General features: G+C 50.4%; 24 protein-coding genes and 1 tRNA gene. 16 read left to right on the top strand and 9 right to left on the bottom strand.

What is annotated here, in order from left to right:
- Positions 1–22: 22 nt before the first annotated feature.
- From AC5JLP_RS10700 to AC5JLP_RS10685, 4 genes are all read right to left on the bottom strand, one after another.
- Positions 23–1,837 carry an MFS transporter gene (locus AC5JLP_RS10700; protein ID WP_496067925.1) on the bottom strand — a complete coding sequence of 605 codons (1,815 nt, stop codon included), beginning with the start codon at positions 1,835–1,837 and terminating at the stop codon, positions 23–25.
- Between the two features lie 24 nt (positions 1,838–1,861).
- A complete protein-coding gene (gene recO / locus AC5JLP_RS10695) occupies positions 1,862–2,839 on the bottom strand; it encodes a DNA repair protein RecO (protein WP_496067924.1) in 978 nt (325 codons plus the stop codon).
- A gap of 215 nt (positions 2,840–3,054) precedes the next feature.
- Entirely contained in the window at positions 3,055–3,795 is a 741-nt protein-coding gene (deoC, locus tag AC5JLP_RS10690; protein ID WP_496067923.1) for a deoxyribose-phosphate aldolase, read from the bottom strand.
- A gap of 3 nt (positions 3,796–3,798) precedes the next feature.
- A complete protein-coding gene (locus AC5JLP_RS10685) occupies positions 3,799–4,224 on the bottom strand; it encodes an MAPEG family protein (protein WP_496067922.1) in 426 nt (141 codons plus the stop codon).
- Between the two features lie 454 nt (positions 4,225–4,678).
- Here AC5JLP_RS10685 and AC5JLP_RS10680 point away from each other — a divergent pair, with 454 nt between their 5' ends.
- The 3 genes from AC5JLP_RS10680 to AC5JLP_RS10670 all read left to right on the top strand — a co-directional run bounded on the left by AC5JLP_RS10680 (position 4,679) and on the right by AC5JLP_RS10670 (position 5,630).
- Positions 4,679–4,816 carry a hypothetical protein gene (locus AC5JLP_RS10680; RefSeq protein ID WP_496067921.1) on the top strand — a complete coding sequence of 46 codons (138 nt, stop codon included), beginning with the start codon at positions 4,679–4,681 and terminating at the stop codon, positions 4,814–4,816.
- Positions 4,809–5,426 carry a hypothetical protein gene (locus tag AC5JLP_RS10675; protein WP_496067920.1) on the top strand — a complete coding sequence of 206 codons (618 nt, stop codon included), beginning with the start codon at positions 4,809–4,811 and terminating at the stop codon, positions 5,424–5,426. Before AC5JLP_RS10680 ends, AC5JLP_RS10675 begins: the two co-directional genes overlap by 8 nt.
- A gap of 72 nt (positions 5,427–5,498) precedes the next feature.
- Positions 5,499–5,630, top strand: coding sequence for a hypothetical protein (locus tag AC5JLP_RS10670; RefSeq protein WP_496067919.1), 132 nt, complete (start codon positions 5,499–5,501; stop codon positions 5,628–5,630).
- Positions 5,631–5,926: 296 nt separating this feature from the next.
- Here the strand turns inward: AC5JLP_RS10670 and AC5JLP_RS10665 are convergent, their stop codons facing one another.
- Positions 5,927–8,941 (bottom strand): CHAT domain-containing protein, encoded by a 3,015-nt coding sequence (locus tag AC5JLP_RS10665; RefSeq protein ID WP_496067918.1) that lies wholly within the window; start codon positions 8,939–8,941, stop codon positions 5,927–5,929.
- 642 nt (positions 8,942–9,583) lie between these two features.
- Between AC5JLP_RS10665 and AC5JLP_RS10660 the strand changes: the two genes are divergently transcribed.
- Positions 9,584–9,898 (top strand): TlpA family protein disulfide reductase, encoded by a 315-nt coding sequence (locus AC5JLP_RS10660; protein ID WP_496067917.1) that lies wholly within the window; start codon positions 9,584–9,586, stop codon positions 9,896–9,898.
- Positions 9,899–9,954: 56 nt separating this feature from the next.
- Here AC5JLP_RS10660 and AC5JLP_RS10655 read toward each other — a convergent pair whose 3' ends face one another.
- The 3 genes from AC5JLP_RS10655 to AC5JLP_RS10645 are packed head-to-tail and all read right to left on the bottom strand — an operon-like array spanning position 9,955 to position 12,427.
- A complete protein-coding gene (locus AC5JLP_RS10655) occupies positions 9,955–10,398 on the bottom strand; it encodes a hypothetical protein (protein WP_496067916.1) in 444 nt (147 codons plus the stop codon).
- A 17-nt stretch (positions 10,399–10,415) separates the two neighbouring features.
- Entirely contained in the window at positions 10,416–10,646 is a 231-nt protein-coding gene (locus tag AC5JLP_RS10650; protein ID WP_496067915.1) for a hypothetical protein, read from the bottom strand.
- Complete coding sequence (locus tag AC5JLP_RS10645; RefSeq protein ID WP_496067914.1) at positions 10,643–12,427, bottom strand: S8 family peptidase; 1,785 nt, start codon at positions 12,425–12,427, stop codon at positions 10,643–10,645. The genes AC5JLP_RS10650 and AC5JLP_RS10645 overlap by 4 nt, the downstream gene beginning before the upstream one ends.
- Before the next feature lie 246 nt (positions 12,428–12,673).
- On the opposite strand from AC5JLP_RS10645, the gene AC5JLP_RS10640 reads away from it, so the two are divergent.
- Both AC5JLP_RS10640 and AC5JLP_RS10635 read left to right on the top strand, forming a co-directional pair.
- Positions 12,674–13,084 (top strand): hypothetical protein, encoded by a 411-nt coding sequence (locus tag AC5JLP_RS10640; protein WP_496067913.1) that lies wholly within the window; start codon positions 12,674–12,676, stop codon positions 13,082–13,084.
- Positions 13,085–13,252: 168 nt separating this feature from the next.
- Positions 13,253–15,643: a hypothetical protein gene (locus AC5JLP_RS10635; RefSeq protein WP_496067912.1), complete on the top strand. Its 2,391-nt coding sequence runs from the start codon at positions 13,253–13,255 to the stop codon at positions 15,641–15,643.
- Between the two features lie 94 nt (positions 15,644–15,737).
- Here AC5JLP_RS10635 and AC5JLP_RS10630 read toward each other — a convergent pair.
- Positions 15,738–15,811: transfer RNA gene (locus tag AC5JLP_RS10630), tRNA-Val, on the bottom strand.
- A gap of 168 nt (positions 15,812–15,979) precedes the next feature.
- Here AC5JLP_RS10630 and AC5JLP_RS10625 point away from each other — a divergent pair.
- The 10 genes from AC5JLP_RS10625 to AC5JLP_RS10580 all read left to right on the top strand — a co-directional run bounded on the left by AC5JLP_RS10625 (position 15,980) and on the right by AC5JLP_RS10580 (position 21,552).
- Entirely contained in the window at positions 15,980–16,192 is a 213-nt protein-coding gene (locus AC5JLP_RS10625; RefSeq protein ID WP_496067911.1) for a hypothetical protein, read from the top strand.
- 78 nt (positions 16,193–16,270) lie between these two features.
- Entirely contained in the window at positions 16,271–16,960 is a 690-nt protein-coding gene (locus AC5JLP_RS10620) for a hypothetical protein (RefSeq protein WP_496067910.1), read from the top strand.
- 46 nt (positions 16,961–17,006) lie between these two features.
- Positions 17,007–17,165: a hypothetical protein gene (locus AC5JLP_RS10615; protein ID WP_496067909.1), complete on the top strand. Its 159-nt coding sequence runs from the start codon at positions 17,007–17,009 to the stop codon at positions 17,163–17,165.
- A gap of 86 nt (positions 17,166–17,251) precedes the next feature.
- Positions 17,252–17,455, top strand: a complete 204-nt coding sequence (locus AC5JLP_RS10610; protein ID WP_496067908.1) for a hypothetical protein — start codon at positions 17,252–17,254, stop codon at positions 17,453–17,455.
- A gap of 547 nt (positions 17,456–18,002) precedes the next feature.
- Positions 18,003–18,164: a hypothetical protein gene (locus AC5JLP_RS10605; RefSeq protein WP_496067907.1), complete on the top strand. Its 162-nt coding sequence runs from the start codon at positions 18,003–18,005 to the stop codon at positions 18,162–18,164.
- A gap of 73 nt (positions 18,165–18,237) precedes the next feature.
- On the top strand, positions 18,238–18,603 hold the full coding sequence (locus AC5JLP_RS10600; RefSeq protein ID WP_496067906.1) for a hypothetical protein: 366 nt from the start codon (positions 18,238–18,240) through the stop codon (positions 18,601–18,603).
- Positions 18,600–18,947: a hypothetical protein gene (locus AC5JLP_RS10595; RefSeq protein WP_496067905.1), complete on the top strand. Its 348-nt coding sequence runs from the start codon at positions 18,600–18,602 to the stop codon at positions 18,945–18,947. The genes AC5JLP_RS10600 and AC5JLP_RS10595 overlap by 4 nt, the downstream gene beginning before the upstream one ends.
- Positions 18,931–19,362 carry a hypothetical protein gene (locus AC5JLP_RS10590; RefSeq protein ID WP_496067904.1) on the top strand — a complete coding sequence of 144 codons (432 nt, stop codon included), beginning with the start codon at positions 18,931–18,933 and terminating at the stop codon, positions 19,360–19,362. Before AC5JLP_RS10595 ends, AC5JLP_RS10590 begins: the two co-directional genes overlap by 17 nt.
- 59 nt (positions 19,363–19,421) lie before the next feature.
- Positions 19,422–20,138 (top strand): hypothetical protein, encoded by a 717-nt coding sequence (locus tag AC5JLP_RS10585; RefSeq protein WP_496067903.1) that lies wholly within the window; start codon positions 19,422–19,424, stop codon positions 20,136–20,138.
- Between the two features lie 73 nt (positions 20,139–20,211).
- A complete protein-coding gene (locus AC5JLP_RS10580; RefSeq protein ID WP_496067902.1) occupies positions 20,212–21,552 on the top strand; it encodes a hypothetical protein in 1,341 nt (446 codons plus the stop codon).
- Positions 21,553–21,613 lie beyond the last annotated feature (61 nt).

The following is a 21,613-nucleotide window of genomic DNA, read 5'->3' as shown; positions in this document are numbered from 1 at the left end:
AAACCGCACAGCCCACAGCCCACTAACGCTGCTTTAACCCTGTACGGGAAATATACCAGGTTAAGACCCCTCCTGCGACGACCAAGACTGCAAGACCGAGAAAGACCGTTCGCAAACCTAAAAAAGTCTCAGCTACGCCTGCAAGGGCCAGAGGTAGACTCAGGGCAATATTAATGGCGTTGTTTTGTAGCCCAAAGACTTTGCCTCGCATGGCTTCGGGGGTTTCTTCTTGAATCGCCGTTTGCATGGGGACACCGACCACCGCTGCAAATCCGCCCAAGGCTGCAATAAGCAAGAGTGTTGGCACCAGCCGCGTGACCGACAGGGAAATACCTACCAAGGCAGCCGCCATGCCCAACGACCCCAATAGACTGAGCTGGGCGTGGGGAAAGCGTTGCCCAAATTGCCCGATAAACGTGGCCCCGATCGCCATTCCCACTCCACCCATCGCCAGCAAAAAGCCAAACTGGGAAGATTTGATTTCTGGAGTGACTTCGGCAAGACGCACTGAGAGCACGGCTAATGCCGCAAACACCGAAAACAAAATGACTAATTGGATCAGGGCACTCCGCACGCGACCCTGCTCAGCCAAAAAGCGTAGCCCATCCCGAATGTCTTGCCAGACGTGAGGCGTTTCAACGTCACTGGCCTCTCCTGCCACAGTTTCTCCTGCCAGAGTCTTTCTGGCAAGGCGTTTCTCTCCGGTTCGCAGCAGCAGCAGAATCAACCCGGCGATCGTGTAACCACTGGCAACCACTAACTCCTTACCAAGCCCGATCGCCGTCCAGCCAAGTTTGCTGATGAGCGTATCGGCCAGCGCCAAGAGCGGTTCACCGACCGCAAAGCCAATAATGACCGAAGCCATCATGGTAGTGGTGTAGAGCGAGTTCGCGGACAAAAGGTGTCGGCGCTCAACCACCAAGGGCAATGCGGACTGTTCGGCTGGTGCAAAGAACTGGGTCAGTGTGGAAACCAAAAACGTAATGCCAAGCAGCACGCAAAAGCCGACTGGTAAGCCAGCCAGAGGCGACCAACCTTTTGATATCCAGAGCAGTGGCGGTAGCGCAAAGACCAAGCCACCTCGCAACAGATTTGTCAGCACCAGAACGGTTTTCTTTGACCAGCGATCGACAAAAACACCCGCGATCGAGCCAAATAGCACGGCTGGAATTGTAGACGCAATCATGATCGACGAAACCCAACCGCTAATCGATTGATTGTCACTTTGAAAGCGGCTGGCAATGAGGGCAATCATTAATACCAGGTAAACTTTATCTGCCAGTTGTGAAAAGACCTGACCACTCCATAAGGTCAAAAAGTTTCGATTCTTTAAAACAGGGAAGAAGCCTCGCTCTGGCTCTGGTGCTTGCCCATTAGTCTGACCCAGATCGTTGGTTGGCACGCCTGGAGCATCGTTTGAACTATCTAAGATTCTTGAGTTACTAGTAAGTTCTGAAGAGGGGGTATGTCCGTTGTCAGATGGCGCTGGCGCTGCTGGCAGCTGAGTGGACTTGGCTTCTACGGTTGGTACTGTTTCCCGAGCCAAACCATTGCCATCGGCTTCTGGCTCTGAGGCATGGTCTAAACGGCTGATTGATGAAGTGGTTGCTTCAGCCTTGAGACAATTCTCTGTCAATCGATCCTCTGCTAGTTTTGGCTTGCCAGCAGTCTGGTTGTCTGTTGAGTCTGTGGCATCGAGCGATCGTAAGTTCTGCTTAGGCAAGAGTGTTTTCGTGCCAGGTTTTGGTGCCGCATCGTTGATATTGTCACCTGTATTTGTGGGATTCAAAGACAACATCATCGTGGCTTCCAGGTCAGAGTTAGACAATCGCATCATAGCTTGAAGAGGTGCTTGAAAGTATTAAGCAAGATCAGCAGTCGCGAAACAGGCATCAATGAGGGCGGCAGAGCGGATTGGCCGATCGAAATAGTACTGAGCATAGGAGCGTAACGCTTGCTCAACCGACTGCCAGAGCTGATTCAGTGTTTGCTGAGAGCATTTGGTTGCATCTACAGAAGCCAACAAACCGTTTAGCTCTGGTAGGTTAGCCTCAGCGAGGTGCTGTAGCAGCAGCAGTTCAGGAGCACTGATGCGTCGATGCAAGCCAGTACTTGGGGGCGACGCTTTAGACGATGAGACCGAATCATAAGGCGATAAGCCGTCATGAACTTTAGTCGGCACAGAGAGGCTAGCGTGCCGTTCTTCGGTTTGAGGCGCGACCACAGCCGTCTCAGCCACCCTATAACGCTGGCGGGTGGGTTGCGTTGCCAGTAGCTGCTCCAGCGTAACAGTGCCACCCGCAGGGATGCTAAACCCAATACGCCAATTGCGATCGCCAAAATCAGGCGACAATGCCTCGCGCGTGACGCAGCAGAGATGCACCTGGGGAGCAACCCCTGCCAGCACCAGCAATTGAAAGACAGCGTGGGTTAAATGAGCCAAAACTTCTGGCCCAGGCGATCGCTCCAAGCGTGCCAAATGTTCGTTGAGCAGGCAAAACAGGTCTTCCTGGGGTTGGTCACTCAAGGCTTGATGCAGGCATAGTTCTGCAAGGTATTGACTTGCAATCAATTTCTTTAGATCTTGCCCCAAACGTGGATAGGACTCCAGCGTGTCTGCTTGTGTAATCTTGTCGAGCGATCGACCTTTGGCAATAAGCAATTCATTCACGACAAACAGTTCGCTCCGGCCACCCAAACGGGAGTTGTGCTCTCGTGCTCCCATTGCCACTGCCCGCACCAAGCCGAACTCGCGCGTCAAAATCGTCAGCAGCCGATCGGATTCGCCCATCGACATACTTTTGAGATTAATTCCGGTGGCTTTGTAGGTACGACTCATGAAGCAAGCAGTGAGGGAATGAGATCATTGAAAAGCACGAATCCGTCCTAACGTAACAATGAAATCGGCGGTTTGCCGTCTGTCTTGCAGTCGAATCGTTTGGAAACTGAGTTTTAAGGCAAGGGTAGGGCAAAAAAGCGATCGCTCTACTTATGCATGGCTCAATGCTGAACTCATTACTAAACCTTGTGTTAGTAGAGCCGTTCTGCCTCTCTCTAGCGTATCGTGATCTCTTCTCGCTGCCGGATTAATTCGGGGCCGCGAGAGGTGCCCAATCGTGTTGCTCCAGCCATGATCAACTCTAGCGCTTGTTCAGCCGTGCGGATACCACCAGACGCCTTAATGCCAATGCGATCTTTCGTAATTTCTTTCAATAAGCGAACATCCGCTACCGTAGCGCCCCCATACAAGCCTGTGCTGGTTTTTAAGAAGGCAACCCCTGCATCCATGCAAACTTCAGCCGCCAACCGTTTTTCCGCTTCGGTCAAAAGTGCGAGCTCTAAAATCGCCTTGATGGGCTGACCTGTAGCATCATGAATTTCGGCAATTTCACGATGGATAGCATCCGTTTTGCCTGCCTTCAACCAGCCAATATTGATCACGACATCAAGCTCGATCGCGCCGTGTTCAACCGCTTCTTGCGCCTCGTAGAGCTTTACGGCTGACGTGGTCGCACCGTAGGGAAAGCCAATCACAGTACAGACTTTAGGACGCTTACCATGCAACCACGCAGCGGCTTGGGCGACATAGGATGGGTGAAGGCAAACGGCTGCAAAGTTAAACTGGTCAGCATCGGCACACCATTGGTCTACTTGCTCTGGCGTTGCTGTTGGGGTGAGCAAGGCATGATCAATAAACGGGGCCAGATCAATCTCTGAACTTTCTCGGTGCGATCGCTCTGCCATGCTTGCCTCCTGACTTTCGTTGACGATACCCAAAGCAAGTGCTTTAACCACTCACTATTTCACTGTAAGCAAGCTCAGCCCGATTAGCGTCGTGATACTCAATGAACCCGTGAGAAACATCAGCGATCGCCCGATCGGCACATTCAGAATGTAAAACGCAGGATACAGCAGGCGAGCAATAATATAGGCGATCGCAGCCCACCCTGCCAGTGAGGACTGCTGACCAGTGACATAAGCCATCAAAGCTGCCGCTGTAAATAGTACAAACGACTCAAACGCATTTTCATGCGCCCAAGTGGCTCGTTTGGCATAGTCTGGCAGTTTGTCAAACAAGGCACGAGGCGAGGCCATGTCATACCCTGCTTGCAAGCGACCGTAGGCGACGACCAGAAACGGCAGGTAGACTAGCGCTGTCGCTGCCGCGATCGCATAGAGCAAAGCGGTGGGCGTCGAAAAGGGTAAAGATGGCAATGAGAACATATCCAGCTAGTAATAACGGCTGTTCCAGCTTAAGCGGTTGAGTCGGTTGTTAAGCGCCTGCCGCGATCGCAACATGACATAGTTATGTACGGCTATGTTTCTAAACTGCAGCTACAGAGGCAGCACACAGCACTGCCAACCTGGAGAGCCATGTTGAGCACTGGCATAGCAGCTATTATCGCGCCGCTGCAAGAGAACGAACCTAAAGTAGCTAGATCTGGCATAGCAACTATTATCGCGCCGCTGCAAGAGAACGAACCTAAAGTAGCTAGATTCAGCCTGATCCTTGAGATTCATGGTGCTTGTTGAGGACTTTGAGTAAAATCTAGACAGCGATAGTGAATCGTACAAACTGGGTCCGTAAGAGCACGGTGTAAACCCGGCCCATCTAGTACGCAACCCATCTGGCTAAAAGAGACGTCCTATAGCCTTTCGACTGCCACACTTTCAGCCATTGGGCCATCGCTATCGCAGTTCATGCACCTGGGGATGGTATGGAAAGGCAGCAACCTCTGCATCGCTCAAAGCAGCCAAAATCACCAACGCCAGTACGGTCAAGCCAGCCGATACGGAAGCCGAAAACCGTGTTTAGTTCTGGTAAGCCTCGGTGGAGTCTTTCTCTGGTGCTTCTGTGCAGCGCGTGGTTAGCTGTGGTGGTAATTGCACTGATAGCGATTAGCGGCTTGCTCAGCCCTAACCTGTCTAGTAGCAATTCACCACGAGGAACCGCCTCTGCTCGGGTCACCACATCGGATACAAAGAAACCGAATCAAAGCCGTTTGCCGCTATGGCTATTTGGGGCAATCGCCTTAAGCTGCGCCGCTGGTTCCATGCTCATCTCAAAGCAGGCAACCCGACCGCCACGATCGCGTAAGAGCTTTAAACCGAAGCGGCTCACACCTTACGTTGTTCCAGAAACGACAGAACCTCTTTTCCCTACAACCGCTCCACCGCAGGTCGCTACGCCGCCATCGTTTGCACTGGTGCCCCAACCATATCAATACGCACCAACAGCGGCTCCGTTTATGGCTCCTACAACCCTGATGCAACTGGCTCAGCAAGTGTCAGAGACGATTGAACAAACAGCTGCTACGCCGACCGCGATCGCATCGGAAGATACCCACCCACTGGATTGGGGCGAGGCCAGCCTTGCCGATAGGTTAGATATTCGTAAGCCGCGATCGGTATCACCATTGCTATGATGTCGAGCAAGCCTTTGTCTCCTTTGCGGCTAAAAGCGATCGCAAAAATCGGTAGAAACTGTGGAGGTGGTTATGTCTCTCACCATCAAGGATCTGGAGAAATTGCAAGCACAAGCTCCTGACTACCGTATGGAGTTGGTGAACGGGAGCATCACGGTTAGAGTCCATCCGGTTACGAGTCGGATGAAGCGGCTTCTAGAATGATTGGCAAGCTATTCAACTTTGTGAACAAAATCGCTTAGGTCGAATCACTGGCGCAGGTGCAGGTTTTATCCTGCCCAACTCTGATACTCGCGCCCCGGATGTGTCCTTTGTTCAAGCGCGGCGGCTACGGAAAAGCCCTCGTAGTTTTGCCGAACACTGACGATCCCTGATCTCCTTCCTGGCTGGGAGGTGAAGGTTGAGGAGCTATGGTCGCCACAGTTTGATGAGCTTGAGGATGCGGAGTAGTGGCGGCTGTTTGTGTTCAAGCATCGATCGACGACGGGTGAAGCGGCACGTTATTTGATAGCGAGGGTCGATCGCCAATCGCGAATCGCCGTTTCAGACCACATCCAGTTCTTTGCCAGTTCTTCAGGCTGAAAGTTAACAGGATCGTCAGCCAGCACTCTTTGACGAAGTTTAATGGCTTCGTTTTGAAGACTAGTCTGCTTTGTCGGAGGTTGATTAGCCGCCGTTTTTGCCGCAATGAGTGCCAGTCCCGCGTAAGCTGTTAGGGTCTGAGACGGTGATGGCGATGCCTGTGGTGCAGAAGTCTTGTTCCCGCTTTTTCCTTCTAGCTTCAGCGCTTGCAGCCACGCATGACTGGCCCGATCGAACTTCCCTTCTGTGTAGTAAGCAAAGCCCAACGCATTTTGGGACTGAGCGCTAGGTTGCTCTTTGACAGCCGTTTCCCAATAGCGACGCGCATCATCGACGCTGTAATCCTTGTTGCCGACCTTGATGGATTGCCACGCAAGGCGACCCATGAGAAAGTTCACGGTTGGGTTCTCTGGCTCTCGCCCCAGGGCAGAAGTCAGCACGGCAGCAGCCTGGACAAGGGCACCACGATCGAACAGCGTTTCGATCGCCGCCTGAGCATCGATAAGCTTGCCCTGATTAAGTCTTTCTGTCGCCAAGGCAGCTACCAGATTTGTACTCAGTTGCTTTAGTTCGCCCGTCGAAGTGTTAGAGAAAGCCGTTTCGGTCGGTGGAAGCTGAGGTGTCGTGGGCAACCAGCGATCGCGGAAAAGCCAACTGCCAACCACCAGCGTTGCAAACATGCCAGCACCCACCCACAGTAGTGGCTGACGATACCACGGCGGTTTTCCATAGGCGATCGACGTGCCGCCTCCACCTGCCAGTTGCAGACTGCGATCGGGATACGCAAGCAACGGTGTCTCAGTGCTGCGTCGTTGTGCCGGGGCACGTTCTAGCAATGCCTGCTTGGCCTCTCCTAAATTGCCTTGCCGCAGCAGCGTAGCTTCTAAGTTACGTTTAGCGCTGCTAAGGTCAGGGTCAAGCTGAATGGCATGATCGTAAGACCGCACGGCATCGCTGAGGTTGCCCTGTTGATAAAGCGCCAACCCCAACTGGTTGTGCACATCTGCCAGAGTCGGGTTAAGGCGCAAGGCTTGATGGTAAGCTGCGATCGCTTCTGAAACATAGCCCTGCTGATTCAGCGCCATGCCCAAACGGTAATACGCATTGGCATCATTGGGATTATCGCGCACCGCTTGATGGCAAGTAGCGATCGCCTCTGTCAGCTTGCCAGTTTCAGCCAGCATTCTCGCCAAGTCTGAGTAAACCTCAATTTCGTTTGCATCAACGGCTGTAGAGGTAAGTGCCCCTCCACTGTGGGCAGAGTCTTGCTCCGCTGCTGCGGGTTCTACGGTCGCCAACTCGGTGGGATAGTCGGGCAAAACCAGGTAGTCGTCTGCTTTGAAAGTGTAGCCAGCTTCAGGCAGCAAGTTTTCCGAAGAGGAGGCTGGTAGCAGGCGATCGTCCTCAGAAGATTCGGATGCCGCCCCATAAGAGAGCTGATTCACCAGATGAGCAACCGTTTCCATGTCGCTTTCGTAGGTCGGATCGTCAAATTCCAGTGCCTCTAAATCGTGCGATTCATCTGTCGCTGTCTCTACTGCTGCATCGGAAACGGATTCAGTCAGCGTCAGGGATTGCAGCACCGCGGCCCTCCCATCACGTAGCGCTCCCACAGAGGGTAGTACGGGTTCTAAGGCAATGACGGGTGCAAGCGGTTCAGCAGCCTCTGTTGAGGTGTCTGAGTCCAGCAGGTGATCAATGGCATCACCGACCTGTTCGCTCAAGCCATCTAACGATTGCAGATTACCGTCAAATTCTGGATTCAGGTAGAGGATGGGCAACGCCCAGTAGAGTTGCTTGGAACTATAAGAAGAAACCAATCCCTGACGGGCACGGTTGAGGCTGAGATCAACCGGATAGACCTGCTTCAAATTGCGGTAGAACAAGCGACTCAAATTGAGTGCCACGTCATCTGGAATGCGCTCTGCCATTGCCAAGACTGCCGGAATGCCTCGTTTGACCAACGCCTCTGCCAGGTTACCGTCGCCTGTTTCGCTGGTCGCTTCAGCCGTTGCCGTGTAGACTCCCCGGCAGGAATTGAAGACGGCCATGCGAATACCGTTGTTGACCAGCAATCCAGCCAGGTCATCGCCACTCAACGTTTCGGTCAGTCCTGTTTTGCTGCTGACTAGATAGAGCTTGCCGCCAGCCGCACCCGAATTGCTGTGGCCTGCATAGTGCAACACATGGTAATGGTTGTGCTCCAGTGCTTGCGTGAGTTGTTCGCGTCCGGGTTGCTCTAAAATCGTCAGTTGAATCTCTGAGTAGCGGCTGCTTCCAATGCGACTGCCATTTTGACTGGTCGTTTCTAACTCTTCCTGGAGATACAGGGCTTCCTGTTTGAGCGCCAGCATTTCCTGATCGGTCGGTGCGGCTAACACCAGGAGAATTTTGAGCGGCTGATTGGCTTCGCTGGTGCCAGCAGATGGTGCTTGCACCAGCGAGGCCAGTGCGGCGAAGCTGGAATGATAGCGGGAGAAGACCACATCAGTACCCGTGGCAATGGGACGATTGCCCGCATGCAGCACTTCCCACGGCAGACGCGGTAAGCGGGTATCTTTTAGCCCCAGCCGTAAGCGCAGTACTTCTTGCCGATGCTGGGCAATGCCCTGAGCCGTCATCCAGCTATCCCGAATCGTCCCTTGAAACAGCGCGTTGTAAAGCTGCTGCCCCAGCGCGACTAGCGTTCCCTGCGCTTCAAACGCTTGCTCTGAGGCAGGTGTGGAAGCTTCTGAAAACGAATGGAGCATGTCACCCCGCAGCAATCCCTGCAACGGGTCATTCATTAAAAGGCTTGCCTGGGTCAACCACTCTTCTACGGGCCAGGTAACCTGCTCCTCTGCCAATGGCACACCTGGCGCTACCCGTTCCGTCCGTACAAGGTAGTCATCTTCCCCTATCGGAGTCACAGAAATATGAAATTCCTGGGTCACAGTTCTTCTCCAAGAAGACTATAGATGCAATCCCCTGTTTGTTTGTTGATCGCAAAGGGGCTAACCTGTTTAATCAACGATCGTGGGTGTCAATCAGGGGAACTTTTTGTGATCTTGATCATGCTCACTCAGATTTTAGGTTGCCCTACGGAAGCCAAAAGAACACTACCGCTCTACGTTTTCCACAAAACGTGGCTCGATTGCGAATAACTTCAGGAGGTGGGCAGGTAATTTCGGTAAATGCACTGAGTCAGCAAACTCAGCTCTGTTAAGTCTTATTGATCATGGCATGGGCTATCCACGTAGACGTTCTTCACCAGGGAAAGTTACCGAAACTTCAAACAGTTTCCAGATTTCTTTAAGGAATCAGCGTAAAGTAAGCCGGAATTTACCTGGCGCAGCTTGAAAGTACAGCGCTGAGGACATCGCCGCCTCTGATGCAAGCCTGTCTGATTCAGTTGCTACTTTAGAAGCCATAGTTTCATTCTAGGGAGTTCGATCGTCCGCTTGGGGAGGTGGTACACCCCTCGACAAGATTTGCAACAGTTTCAGCGCGATGTCGATCGACATTCCAACGTAAAATCGAAGCATCGCTACCGCACTGGTTGGCGATCGCTCACGTGTTGAAGAGGCTGGGGTTCTATGAGTCGGGCTGTCATCAAATTTTCGTCTGAAGACTGCGGCGTATGCCACAGGATGTCGTTCTACGACCAGAAAGTCGTTGAAGAACTTGGGCTTGAGTTCGTTAGCGTCAAAATGCAGGACACGGCTACCTACCGAAAGTACCGCAAGATTTTGCTGGCGCAGTATCCTGATAAAGCAGATATGGGGTGGCCGACCTATTTGATCTGTGACAGTCCTGAAGGTGATTTCAAAATTCTGGGTGAAGTCAAGGGCGGACACCCTAAAGGCGAGTTTCGCAGCCGCTTACAGGGAGTGCTGGCGGAGACGAATTAAGTAGGCAGGTTAAGAGTTTTGAGTTGGTGCTCCAGCTTCAGTCTTCATACCTGAATTCAGCAATGCCCGTCTTCTTGTTGTTGTCGGGCAGGCTTTCTAAGGAAACGTAAGGCTAAGCTAACACTTGATATGGCTAAAGCAACGACTAGCATAAGGTTGATGCAGAAGAGCCACCAACCATGAATGACGAAGACACTGGGCCCTTCCATCAAGAGAGGGAACCAAAAATATAGTAAGAATGACGAGAAGCAGAGTGCTCCTAAAATACGTCCGATCGAGTAACGGTTAATGGTTCGAGGTTGGAGAATGAGATAGAGCATGTTGAGTTCAAGCAACGACCCCAAAACGGTCTGCTCTAAATCGCGAGTCTGGTTGTGTAAGGAGCTAGAACCCAAAGCCGGTGGATCGATGATGAAATAGTCTCGACACATCAAGGCTAAGAAAACTAGCCAGACAATGAACAGACCGTATCGTTTGAACCAGAGCCAAGTTCGCTTCATCAGACTGCTTCCTTGCGCTAATTCTTGATCTCAAAGTGTTTGACTTCGAGGACGGGGCCAATCATGGCGATCGTCATCACGTCTTTGCGGATTTGGCCTTCAACTTTGACGGTTAGCCCTGCTTTTTGGAGTTCTTTGGGGGCTTTGTGCAGTTCATAGGTGTCGCCGCTATTGCTGACGAGTGCCCAGGTGCCCGTGCCAAAGCCCTTACGCTCAATTTTTCCTTCTACTTTAATGTGATCGCTCATGTTGATTGCACTCCTGGTTTAACAGCAAGCCGTGCCAGCGCAAGGCATAGCAGTGCGTTGATGATGAGGAAGCCGCGCGCGATCGCGCCATCGCCCAGCCACATCATGGAAGGAGCGACCACAGCACTCACGCCAAGACAGGCTGTAATGCCGATCGTGGTGCCAATGGCAAACCACTTCCACTGGGCGTGCCCTAACAGCAGAGCAATCAGTGCAAGTGGAATCAGCGCACTGGCAAAGAGGGGATTCAGCGCACTGGTACCCTGAATTGCGCCGCCCAACTCTGGAATGGAGCTACCGAGAATGCGGAACGGGAACTGCGGCGCGTCGAACAGATAAAAGCCTTTCAGGAAGAAAAGACCTGAACTGCCTGCAACTAACCCTGTCGAGAGCGTCCACCCCCAGGCAAAGGGAAAGTAGTTCCGCAAGAACCACGCCAGCAGGTAGGAGCCAAGCACCATCGCCAGTTTCGGCCACAGAGCAATGACTCCACCATCAATCCAGAAGCGGGGATTGAGGTAGCCGTTATCGCGCAACCAGCGGAAGAAATCGCGGAAGGTAATTTGACCACGAGCGGCTAGCTTCACAGCGGCGGCAGCATCCAGCTTGCCAGCACCATAATGGTTCAGGTCATCGTCCTTAACCTGCAAGGCGGATTGTTTCAGGACATCTTCAACCGCATCCGGCTCTTTAATGCCAGAAGCTTTGACTAGTGCCGCAACGCCTGCAACGTGAGGGGCTGCCATACTGGTGCCCTGATAGGACTCAAAGACTGATTCGCCTGTAGAGGGGTCGATCGTGTTCTGCAAAATCCCACCTGTAGGATCTTCGCCCTCCTTCATGCCACCAGGAGCCGAAAGATCAATACCCGCGCCAAAGTTAGAGTAGGGCGCTTTTGTTCCCGCTGGGCCAAGGGCCGAGACCCCGATCACATGAGGATAACGGGCAGGATAGGCGGCTGCATTCTCACCTGAGTTGCCAGCAGCAGCGATGATGACGACTCCCTTTTCGTGGGCATAGTCGATCGCCTCTTGCATTAACTGGCTCTCGCCACCACCACCGAGACTCATGTTGATCACATCCGCGCCGTTGTCAGCGGCAAAGCGGATCGATTCGGCAATATCTGCTACGGTACCGCCGCCACCACCAGAGAGTACTTTAAGTGGCATGAGATTGGCTTTATATGCGATGCCTGCCACCCCAAAGCCATTGTTGGTCGATTGGGCGATCGTGCCTGCGACGTGGGTACCATGACCGTTATCATCGGTTGCTTCTGCCTGATCGTTCACAAAGTCGTAGCCCTTGACAAATTTGGTCTCTTTCAAGTCAGGAACCTGACTAACCCCCGTGTCAATCACTGCGACTGTAATTCCCTCTCCTTGCGTATCATCCCAGGCCGCTTCAGCGTTAATGCTCCGCAAATTCCACTGCTTGCCGTAGTCTGGGTCGTTGGGTGCTGTGAACGCGCTGTAAATATAGTCAGGCTCAATCAACTCGGTGTATTTCTTTAGCTCAGACTTCTTCAACGCGTCCAGCGTGGCGCGATCGCCCTTCACAACAAAAATATGATCTGCAAACGAAAAGGCGCTATTTAACCGGGGTGTGACCTTGTATTTTTGGGCGATCGTCTGCACTTGACTCTCGATTTGGGCCGCACCCAGATCTTCGCGGAAATCCAAAATAATTGAGTCGTAGGTGCCTTGAGCCGCCAAGCCGCTAAAGTTAGAAAGCGCCCAGCCCAACCCGATCAGGAACAACCCAAAGAGCAAAAATCTTCTCATAACGCCCCAGTGACGGACAAGTTTGACTACCACCATAGCTCAAGCCCTGCTGGAATGTTGCGTTTGAAATATTGCAGATGGTTAAGAATGGGGAGTGGGTAGGAGGGATGAGGAATGAAGGCTAAAGGCTAAAAAGCTGACTGCTGACCGCTGATAGCTGACCGCTCAATCAACTCAAAACTAAAAACTAAAACCTTCCCCCGCCTCCCCTGCTTCCCCTCACCCCTCTCCTTACCCCTCATCAACATGGAACGTGGTCTTTTCTGGCTCCCTTTACTTGCACTGTTTATTTGGCTTACCTGGGCTGGCTGGAACGAGTATCAAAAGCTGGAGGCGTACAAAGTCTGGGCAGCGCAGTTTGAACGATCGAAATACGATGTTTATGCGGTTTTAGGGCAAAAGGGCCATGAATTAACCTGGGGCTTGCCAACGCGTAAAGGTACTGTGAACTTAGAGACGGTTTCCCTCAATGATGTGCAAGCGATTCGCTTGCTGGTGAACGATGAATCTGTCTCTGTAGATGCAGTACCAACAAAGGGAAGGGCTGTTTTGGAATTGACGTGTGCCGATCGCCCTGCTCCTGTCCGCATTCCCTTTACCGAACCACCGATCGCTGCAAAGTGGGCACAATATTTGCAACAAAGCTTGCAAGGATAAGAGTATGTTTTAGCTATCAGCGGGCAGCTATCAGCGGTCAGCTTTTAGCCTTCATCCTTCATCCCTCATCCCTCATCCCTCATCCCTTCAAAGATTACGTGACGCTAGAGGTAATTCCAGTTACAGTGATGGTCGTCAATTGCCAGCGTTGTTTCAGGCTGTTTTGGCATGGCAACTAATCCGCCCGATCGTCGCCTCAAGCGTTCCCAAACAAGTACAAATCTTCCTCAAAAGCCCCAGATTACTGCTGCGTCAGCGCTTGCACCCCACCTGGCAAACAGTCGCTCGGTAAAAAGTGGCTGGAACTATCGTTTGCCACGGTTATCGACCTGGTCGGCGATCGTGCCAATGTTGCTGGCGACGGGTGGACTCGCAGGCGCAAGTTGGTTAGGGGTACGGCTGATTGTGAATCCTCAGACGCTTCTGTGGGTGAATCACTTTCTGCCAGACTGGATTCCCATTCCCATCACAGGGCTGAAGCTGCCTCAAACGCTGGAAGCCATTCACACCGAGCTAACTCAGGCAGGGCGCATCTCTGGCGAAATGTTCCCACTCGGCAAAAACACCAGCTTTTTAGACCATAAAACAACCGTTTCGGATATGCTGCTGCCTGTGCTGTCGCATCGCCCCAACTGCCAGAGCAACTGCGAACAAATTGTCGAGTTGCGGGTGTACCAAACCATTCCAACACCGAAACGTGAGCAACGCTTTCAATTATTAGATCAGCTAACGATCGTAGGCCCAGATGAATCGTTTGTGCTGGCACCGTTGATTAACGCAGGTGATACCAATCAAGGTTCTACCCGATCATTGCCACTCATGACGCTCGCTCGCTTTGAGGGTAAGGTGCCAACCCAAGGCATCTGGCTAAGTTTGAGTGGTCGTTGGCTACGAGGCGACAGCACGATCGCCTACGGGCAAGTGCTGCACTACAATCCCGGTCGGGTTCATCTCCATCAAATGATGGAATGGAGTAGTCCCGTAGGAGAAGAACCCGCTTGGGGAAAGGTAACGGGAGCCAAGTCACCTGACCTGGTGATTAACCAAACAGTTGGCATGGAGCCTCAGTTTCAGCTTTATCAGGTGAAGCCGCGCCATTTTCTTGCCAGCCCGCTCAAGCTAGAACCGCTCTCCCTACTGGAGCCTGCGATCGACGATAATACATACAAGAATGGCTTGTTGCTGGCTCGCAGCGGCCTATGGTCAACGGGGCTACAGTGGCTACAATCCTTCAAACGACGCGATCGTACAGGGCAGTGGTCAGCTATGGCTCAAGCGCAACTGGCGCTAATTGCTCTGCACGCACAGGCAACGCAGGCACAAGCCAACAAGTCCTGGGCAAGCCCCAGCCAGCAGGTTCTCGCAAATCTAATTGATGGGCGGTGGGAACGAGCCTTGAGCGTTTTTACAGCGAATGCTGAAAACAGCGTAGAAACAACCGCGCTGCTGAAGGCAGATTCTGGGCGCTTGCAAAATCGGGTAGAGGCCGCGCTGCGTGTTAGCCCACGGCAACGGGATATCAGAAATTGGGGTGCGTTGCTTATCGCGGCACGTCAAGGAAGCAATGCCGCGATCGTCTGGTTAAAAAAACAGTCCGGCACAACGAGTACAGACATTGCCCACGTCAAAGCGCTCATCGCACGATTGGAAGCCCCTCGTGCAGACGACGGTATAGCCGCCTTAGCGCCTGGTCAGCTTGTGGGGGTAGCCGATGTGCTGACGAGCATCAACGCGTCTGCCTGGTTGAAGCCAAAGCGATACCCAACCTTGAAGCTAGACCCAGCCCAAGTTTGGTATCGGGTGCAAGTCGCTGGCTTTCAAGATGGCAAACGCTGGCGCTTTGCCAATGCCTCTTTAGGGCTGTCTACCAATGCTTCCGCTGATCGCCTCTGGAACCAACTGGGGCTAGCAGCAGATCCACCACTATCGATCGTGCTCTGGTTGCCTGATGGACAGCAGCAAACCGTTTCTGCCAGCCTCAAAGCAGTCCGAATCAAGGGAAACAAATTAGAGCTACTGGCGGCTGGAGATACCCCACCCACAGCACCCAAAGTGGGAACCCAGCGGCCTCTGGCCTACACCGAAGCGGCTCTGCAATGGCAGAATCCAGAGATAATTTCCCTCTCTGATTGGGTTCAACAGCAACCAGCATGGGCAATCAGCGCCATCCCTTCCCTTGTTAAAGAACTCACCCGATCGAGCAGCCTACCTTCTGGCACAGCACCCACATGGGAAGCCCTGGAAGCGCTAGGTTTAGGTGGCAATCCTGTACAGCTAGCCGCGCTCACCAGTAGCAACCCCTCTGACGTCATTGTCACGATCGATCCTGATACCCTGGATGGGCAGTCCACCAAAGCAACACGAACCACGCGCCGATCGCGCACCTTAATTTTTTCAGCCGCAGGCAAATTGCTCTATAGCGAATGTTCGACTGAAGCCGCTTTGACCTATCTAGCGATCGCCGAACTTGGAAATGATGGTGGTCGTGCGATCGTCGCCAGGGGGTCGGAAAACTACAACCTTTTGCGTTGGTCAGTTAAACACAAGCGCTTTGAATAAAACTGAAAGAACACAGAATAATCTTGCAGCAGTAAGGTGTGCAATTCTGCATACAGAAAGCAAGTGAAGAGGCATAAAAGGCTTGCTATGAAGATGGACACATCCCGACTCGAACGGGAGACCCCCACGATGTCAACGTGGTGCTCTAACCAACTGAGCTATGCGTCCCAGTAATGCATTACGGCTCTGAACTTCACATTATCTACTTTCTGCACACATTATTGCACACGTAGCTGCACACAACCTTCACAAAGCGTTAAGGGTAAGCGCTGATTACGTTACCAATTCTCGGAACCGATAATGAGAGAATCGGGTTATGCATTTAGAGGTTGTTTTATGGGAAAGAAAGGATTTAGCAACGGAGGAGCAAGGGAGGGAGCAGGTAGACCACCTAAGTATTTAACTGACAATGAAACCACACCTATCAAGGTTCCAGCTAAGCACAAAGAAGACGCAATGAAGGTTGTAGAGCTTATGGATGAATTAATTGCAGAAGGGTTTACACCTGAGCAGGTATATCAATTATTGAGAGATGCTATGAAACTTTAGGTAATTTCACGGATACATTATGCTTTGAAATAAGGCATAACTGATTTAGTTACCAATTCAGTTATGGAGCAAGCACAAATGAGTAATGGTCTTTTAGTGTTGAATAACCGAACCTGCGAAACACAAAATCTTAAGGCGTATTCCTATCGACAACTGCAAAAATGGTGTGCTTGGCTTCCCGATGCTGGTTACGACTGCCCTCGCCGTGACGCCAAAAGAGAGGTTTTAGAAAAAGCGCTGCTATCGGCTTACGCAGTTTATGAGAAAAAGCAAGCTGAGCTTAGTCGCACTGAAAAAGTTACCAATTCAGTTCAAAACAAGTCCGCAGCGCCTGAAGGAGTAATGAGGGAGTACGACGAATCCATTCTGGAAACGATGTGTGATGACCCTGCAACTGAAGTCCTAAGTATGTGGCGCAACTCTACTGGTGAGTATTTCATCAGACCTGCTAACGACGCTGATACAGTCCTTTTTCAGTCCTTTCTACCGGGTGAGGTTAAACGCTGGTTACGTCAGTACGCATCTATGCACCCCTCGAAAGACCAGACACCCGAATCATTACCTGACACGCTCTCTGAGTTCACCCGTTCTAAATTCTCTAGTGCTTACAACCTGATGAAGCACAAGAAACTGCTACCCGACTTCAAACTCCAGCTTTTTATCGCTCTAGGCAAGATGCGAGTGTCAGAGCGCTCCACAGGGAAAGTGATGGTTGAGTCCAGCTTTGTCAGCAAAATTCTTGATTGGATTAACGCTGAAGAGTTCTAGTCACAACAATTACTAATTCAAATTATTAATTCTTTGAGGAAACACCATGCAACGCTACAACATCACAGTCAAATCACCCGGTGGAGAAATCCTCCACGATGGTACTCACCAGTTTGAATCACACGACCAAGCAGAATCCTACGCTCAGTACATTGCAGCAGCTTATGACATGCAATACGGCAATTGTTCCTGGTCGGTGAGCTAATGAATCCTCTCTATATATAGAGGAGTTTGTTAACTAGTTAAAAGAGCCTCGCAGAACAGAATCACTTTTACTTAGGAGAAAGGACGATGGATGAACGAATTAACGGCTTGGTAAAGGCAATTAGATCTCTCGAGCAAGATGACGCATCGTTTCTAGATTTCCTTCAGACTACTTTTGACATTTTGAATTGTGGTTGTATCACCATTGAGGAGTTAGACATTACCTTGTCTGCTGCTTACCCCCCTGTAGAGGATGAAGAGGAAGAGGAAGAGGAAGATTTCGCTGATTAACGCTTCACTGAATTAGTAACTAATTCACTTTCACCCCACATGTAAGGACTCCCCACCATGTCTCACTACTACACTCTTGTCCCCCTAAAGCTTGACCAACCAACGCCGGAAAACGTAGGGATTAAGCTCAGTCGTCAAATTCGTAACGGTCTTTTGTTTTGTGAGGATCACCCTCAATGTGGTTGCTGGACTCCGAACGAGTGCACCAAAACGAAATCTTTGCAGCAACTTCCCTGTGTCTACTACCGAATTGGTGAATGTCTCGAACTATGTGATGGGTGCAAATAGATGGTTAATCAGCGTTCCAAAGGATTCGTAATCGTTCTAGACGAATGGTTTTCCATTCCTTTAGAGATTCATACCAGCGAGATAGAAAGCTCCCTTGCAGAGTTCCTAGACGACTTTTTTAGCATCCCTAACCTCTACTTCCCCACTGCAAGGCTTTACCTATCTCGTAATCCACCGCTAACAAGTGGTTATCCAAAAAACTGGGAAGTAACTAACCAGCGTATCGACTGTTATCTCAACTTAGTAAGGAGCAATCAACATGAGCAAGGTTACGAAGAAGGTGACAACGGGATTTCGGCTAGGTGGTTTTCTCGCCTCCTTATTTCTAAAGGGAAAGGACAGGGAGAAAGCTCTAGAGATTAGTTCTACCGTCGCTGATGGTGTGGATGAGCTAGCTGAAGGAGGTGAACCACAGGAGTAGGTTGTATTAGCTGAGGAGGTAACTAACTCAGCTAATTAGTAATTCAAATAACTAATTCTTGTAAGGACACACAATGAACGACACAAAATTGACCCCAATCAATCGTGAGGAAGTCTTCAAAACTGCTTCACGGTATCTTGAAGCAAACAGTAAAGTTCCCTCGCTACCATCGATAAGGAGTGAGTTTGAAACCCCTACAAGCCCTAGCATTGCTGTCTACCTGCGTGAGTGGAAGGAAGCTCATGCGGATGACATTGCTAACTGCATGGATACCAAGCAATCCTGGAGAGCCAAGGCGACACGGCTAGAGCAGCATTGCCTAGAGGTTTCAAAGAGTCTCAAGGATATTGCAAACGAGTTAGCTGATTTGAATGATTGGCTAGCAACAAACCATCCTGGAATTCACCAAGAATACTTAGATTACGGTAAAGCTTCATGACGACAATTCAATCGCAATCCGATGAGCAAACCCCTGTTCATTGGAAGGAAACTTTTCACTTGCAAGGGAATCCCTATTTGCTTAAACCTCGTGTAGAAATGCTGCATCCAGGAGGTACAAAGATTTTCAAAAAGTTTGTACCTCCTGGGAGAGGAGGAGTTGCTACTAAAAAAGTGACTTACACCTACGTCACCTACGACCGCTCTTACGTTGCCCACTACATCTACGAGACAGTCATCAAACTGTTTCCCCGCATTCCCTACAACGAATTGCAGAAGCTTATTTCTGAAGCAATTCAAATCAAGAAAGAAAAGGATAAGGAATGGAATGAAAAAAACCGCTAGAACCTATGACGGTAGGGTGAGGAAACCCGTTAAAGAACTGGTGGAGGGGATTCAGTTTGACAGTCAGTTTGAGGCACAGGTTTACAGGCATTTAAGAATGCTCTTCCCTAAAGAACAAATTACCTGTCATGAAGCTGTGCCCATCCTTCCTGAAACTCCCTACTTCAAGGGTAGAGACTGGAAGTGTGACTTCAAAGTAACCCTCCCTAATCGTTGGCAACCCATCTATGTAGAGGCGAAAGGGGTTAATACTGCTGAGTTCAAACTGCTACTTCAAACACTTGGTTACACCAACGCTAGTGTCATTCAAAACCTACTCGTGGTTCACTCCGAAATCGGCATCAAACTAGGAAAAACGATTCAGACCGTGAACATCCACCACATGTACCAATACCTGTTGCGCTTTAAGCAGTAGGTTAGCGTTAACGTCAATTTGTCTACTTTCTACATCAACAAACACAAGAGGATTAACCGATGGCTACTAAGTACAATGCCCCCAAAAGTGACTACAACAAAGATGAGCATTTTGCTTCATTGAGCATCGATGAAACGCTGAAGATTACGCTGCGTGAGGCAGTTGCTAAGGATACATCTGACAAGGTAATTACCGTTTACGGCTACGCTGAGACAGGGGCGACGGGTATCGAAAAAATGGGTGACACGTCCTTCAAGTTCACTGAACAACTGGTTAAGTTCAGCATTCCTAAAACTTCCTACACCACAGAGTACAACGGCAAGAAAAAGGAGTACCAGCAATCACCGGGGATGAAGGGAGCGATTCATTTCATCACCCAACATGGATTCGATAAACCTTTTTCAGCCATGTTCGACTTTGGAATGGCGCTACCGTTGGTTGAGTCTTTAATCAGCGGCATTAACCCTTCAGGAACACCCTTAACTGAAGTAGAACGCAACATCTATGAAACAAACTTTCTCTATCTGAAACCGTTGGAGAAGCTGGAAAAGTTAGAGGGAATCGAGATTAAGGATGCTAACGGTAAAGGTGGTTACGGACGTGGTGGTGGAGGACAGAAGGAATCTGAGAAGTTGGCTGATAGACTGGCGTTTATCAAAGCCCAGATGTTACCTGATTCAGAACTCGCTGTAATTCTTGCGTCTTACCATGTTGAGGGATTTGATAAGGCACAGCAAGCCGTCATTGAGGATTTACTCTCTAACCTCTTTAACTAACTCTTACCGGGGAAAATGGCACTTAAATGTGACACTTTCCCTTTCTTGTCTTTACCTACCGTTAGGAGAAACAATGCCCTATCAGAATATTCCTGATGATGTAGACGGCACCGCTCAGGATGAAACACTCAACATTCCTCAATACTTAAAGGAAGCGCTAGACCAGCAAAAGGAAAGACCCACTACAGACGGTAAGCGAGACTTTCGCGCCTTCAGGGTAGACAGTAAACAAAGCTGGGAGGAAGTAGCGGGAGAAGGTACACTTGCTCAAAAGGTTGCCAACCTGGTTAAAGCCTCTATTTTGTTACCTAGACAGCGCTTTCAACTACCCCTTGCTACTGCTTACCTCCTTCTACCGTCTGCTATCTGCAACAGAGTGCCCATCCTCTTTTCACAGGGTGGTAGTGGTTCAGGAAAGTCTACACTGGGCTTTCTTTCCTGTGCGATTCACGCTCAAGCAAGTATCAGCAGTGGTTCTACTTTCGCCTCGATTCGCAATATCATCTCAACTGCTAGACGCTGGGATTTAACCCTTGATGTGGACTATTCAGGGAATGAGAAGAACACCGCACTGGTGTGGGAGGACATCAAGCCTGAAGACATCAGCGGAGCAGATAACCATATCTTCTCTTTGCTTAAAAACGGCTGCGAAAGAACAGGAACGATAACCGTTGCTGAGATTGGAGGTACAAACCTTGTCTTCAAAATCTTCTCGCCTAAACTCATTTCTTCTATTCACCCTATCTACGCTCGTATCGAGTTCAATGAGTTAGTTAGACGCATGCTGGTGATTCAGCACAAACCAGCTAACAAATGGATGGCTGAGGACTTTGATGATGACAATCGAAACAGTTCACCCGATGACCTCGTAGACCTTGCCGATATTGAATGGGATGGACTGCGGAGAGAGTTTAGGGATTACTGGGAAGATGAGGAAAACCTTCAGCGATGGGTAGAAACCTCTCAGTCTCTTAGTAAAGTGCGTAATCACGGTATGTCAGCACCGCTCTACAAAATGAGTCGTGACCTTATTTGCTGCGGTGTAGTAACCGGGGTGTGGACTAGTAAGGCTGAAGCAATCAGACACTTAGCAGACTACTGGAACTGGCATCGCGATAATGTGGAGTCCCAATCTACCGCAACTCAGAAAGCGCTGAAACGATTCATTGAAGGGAAGACAGCCCAAACAGTAGAAACTAATAGAGCGTTAGTCGGTACGGCTGCAGAATGGATGATGAAACCGTTGGAGATTGACCCTAGTGAACTGAAACAGCACTGCGAAGCATTGTTTAAGCAGGGAGAATTAGACACTAACGTAGGGGTGAATGACGTTAACCGGGCGATGAATCATTTGGGATGGGTGCTTAAACCTAACTCTGACCATAGAAACACTTGGCAGTTAGCGAATGGTTAGTTTTGCAAATAACTAATTTAATTTACTAATTGTTTCAACAACAAACCCTCTTACCTTTTAC

The sequence above is a fragment of the Stenomitos rutilans genome (genome assembly GCF_059505485.1).
Note: the sequence above shows the minus strand (reverse complement) of the source record. Positions and strands in the feature narration are given on the sequence as shown.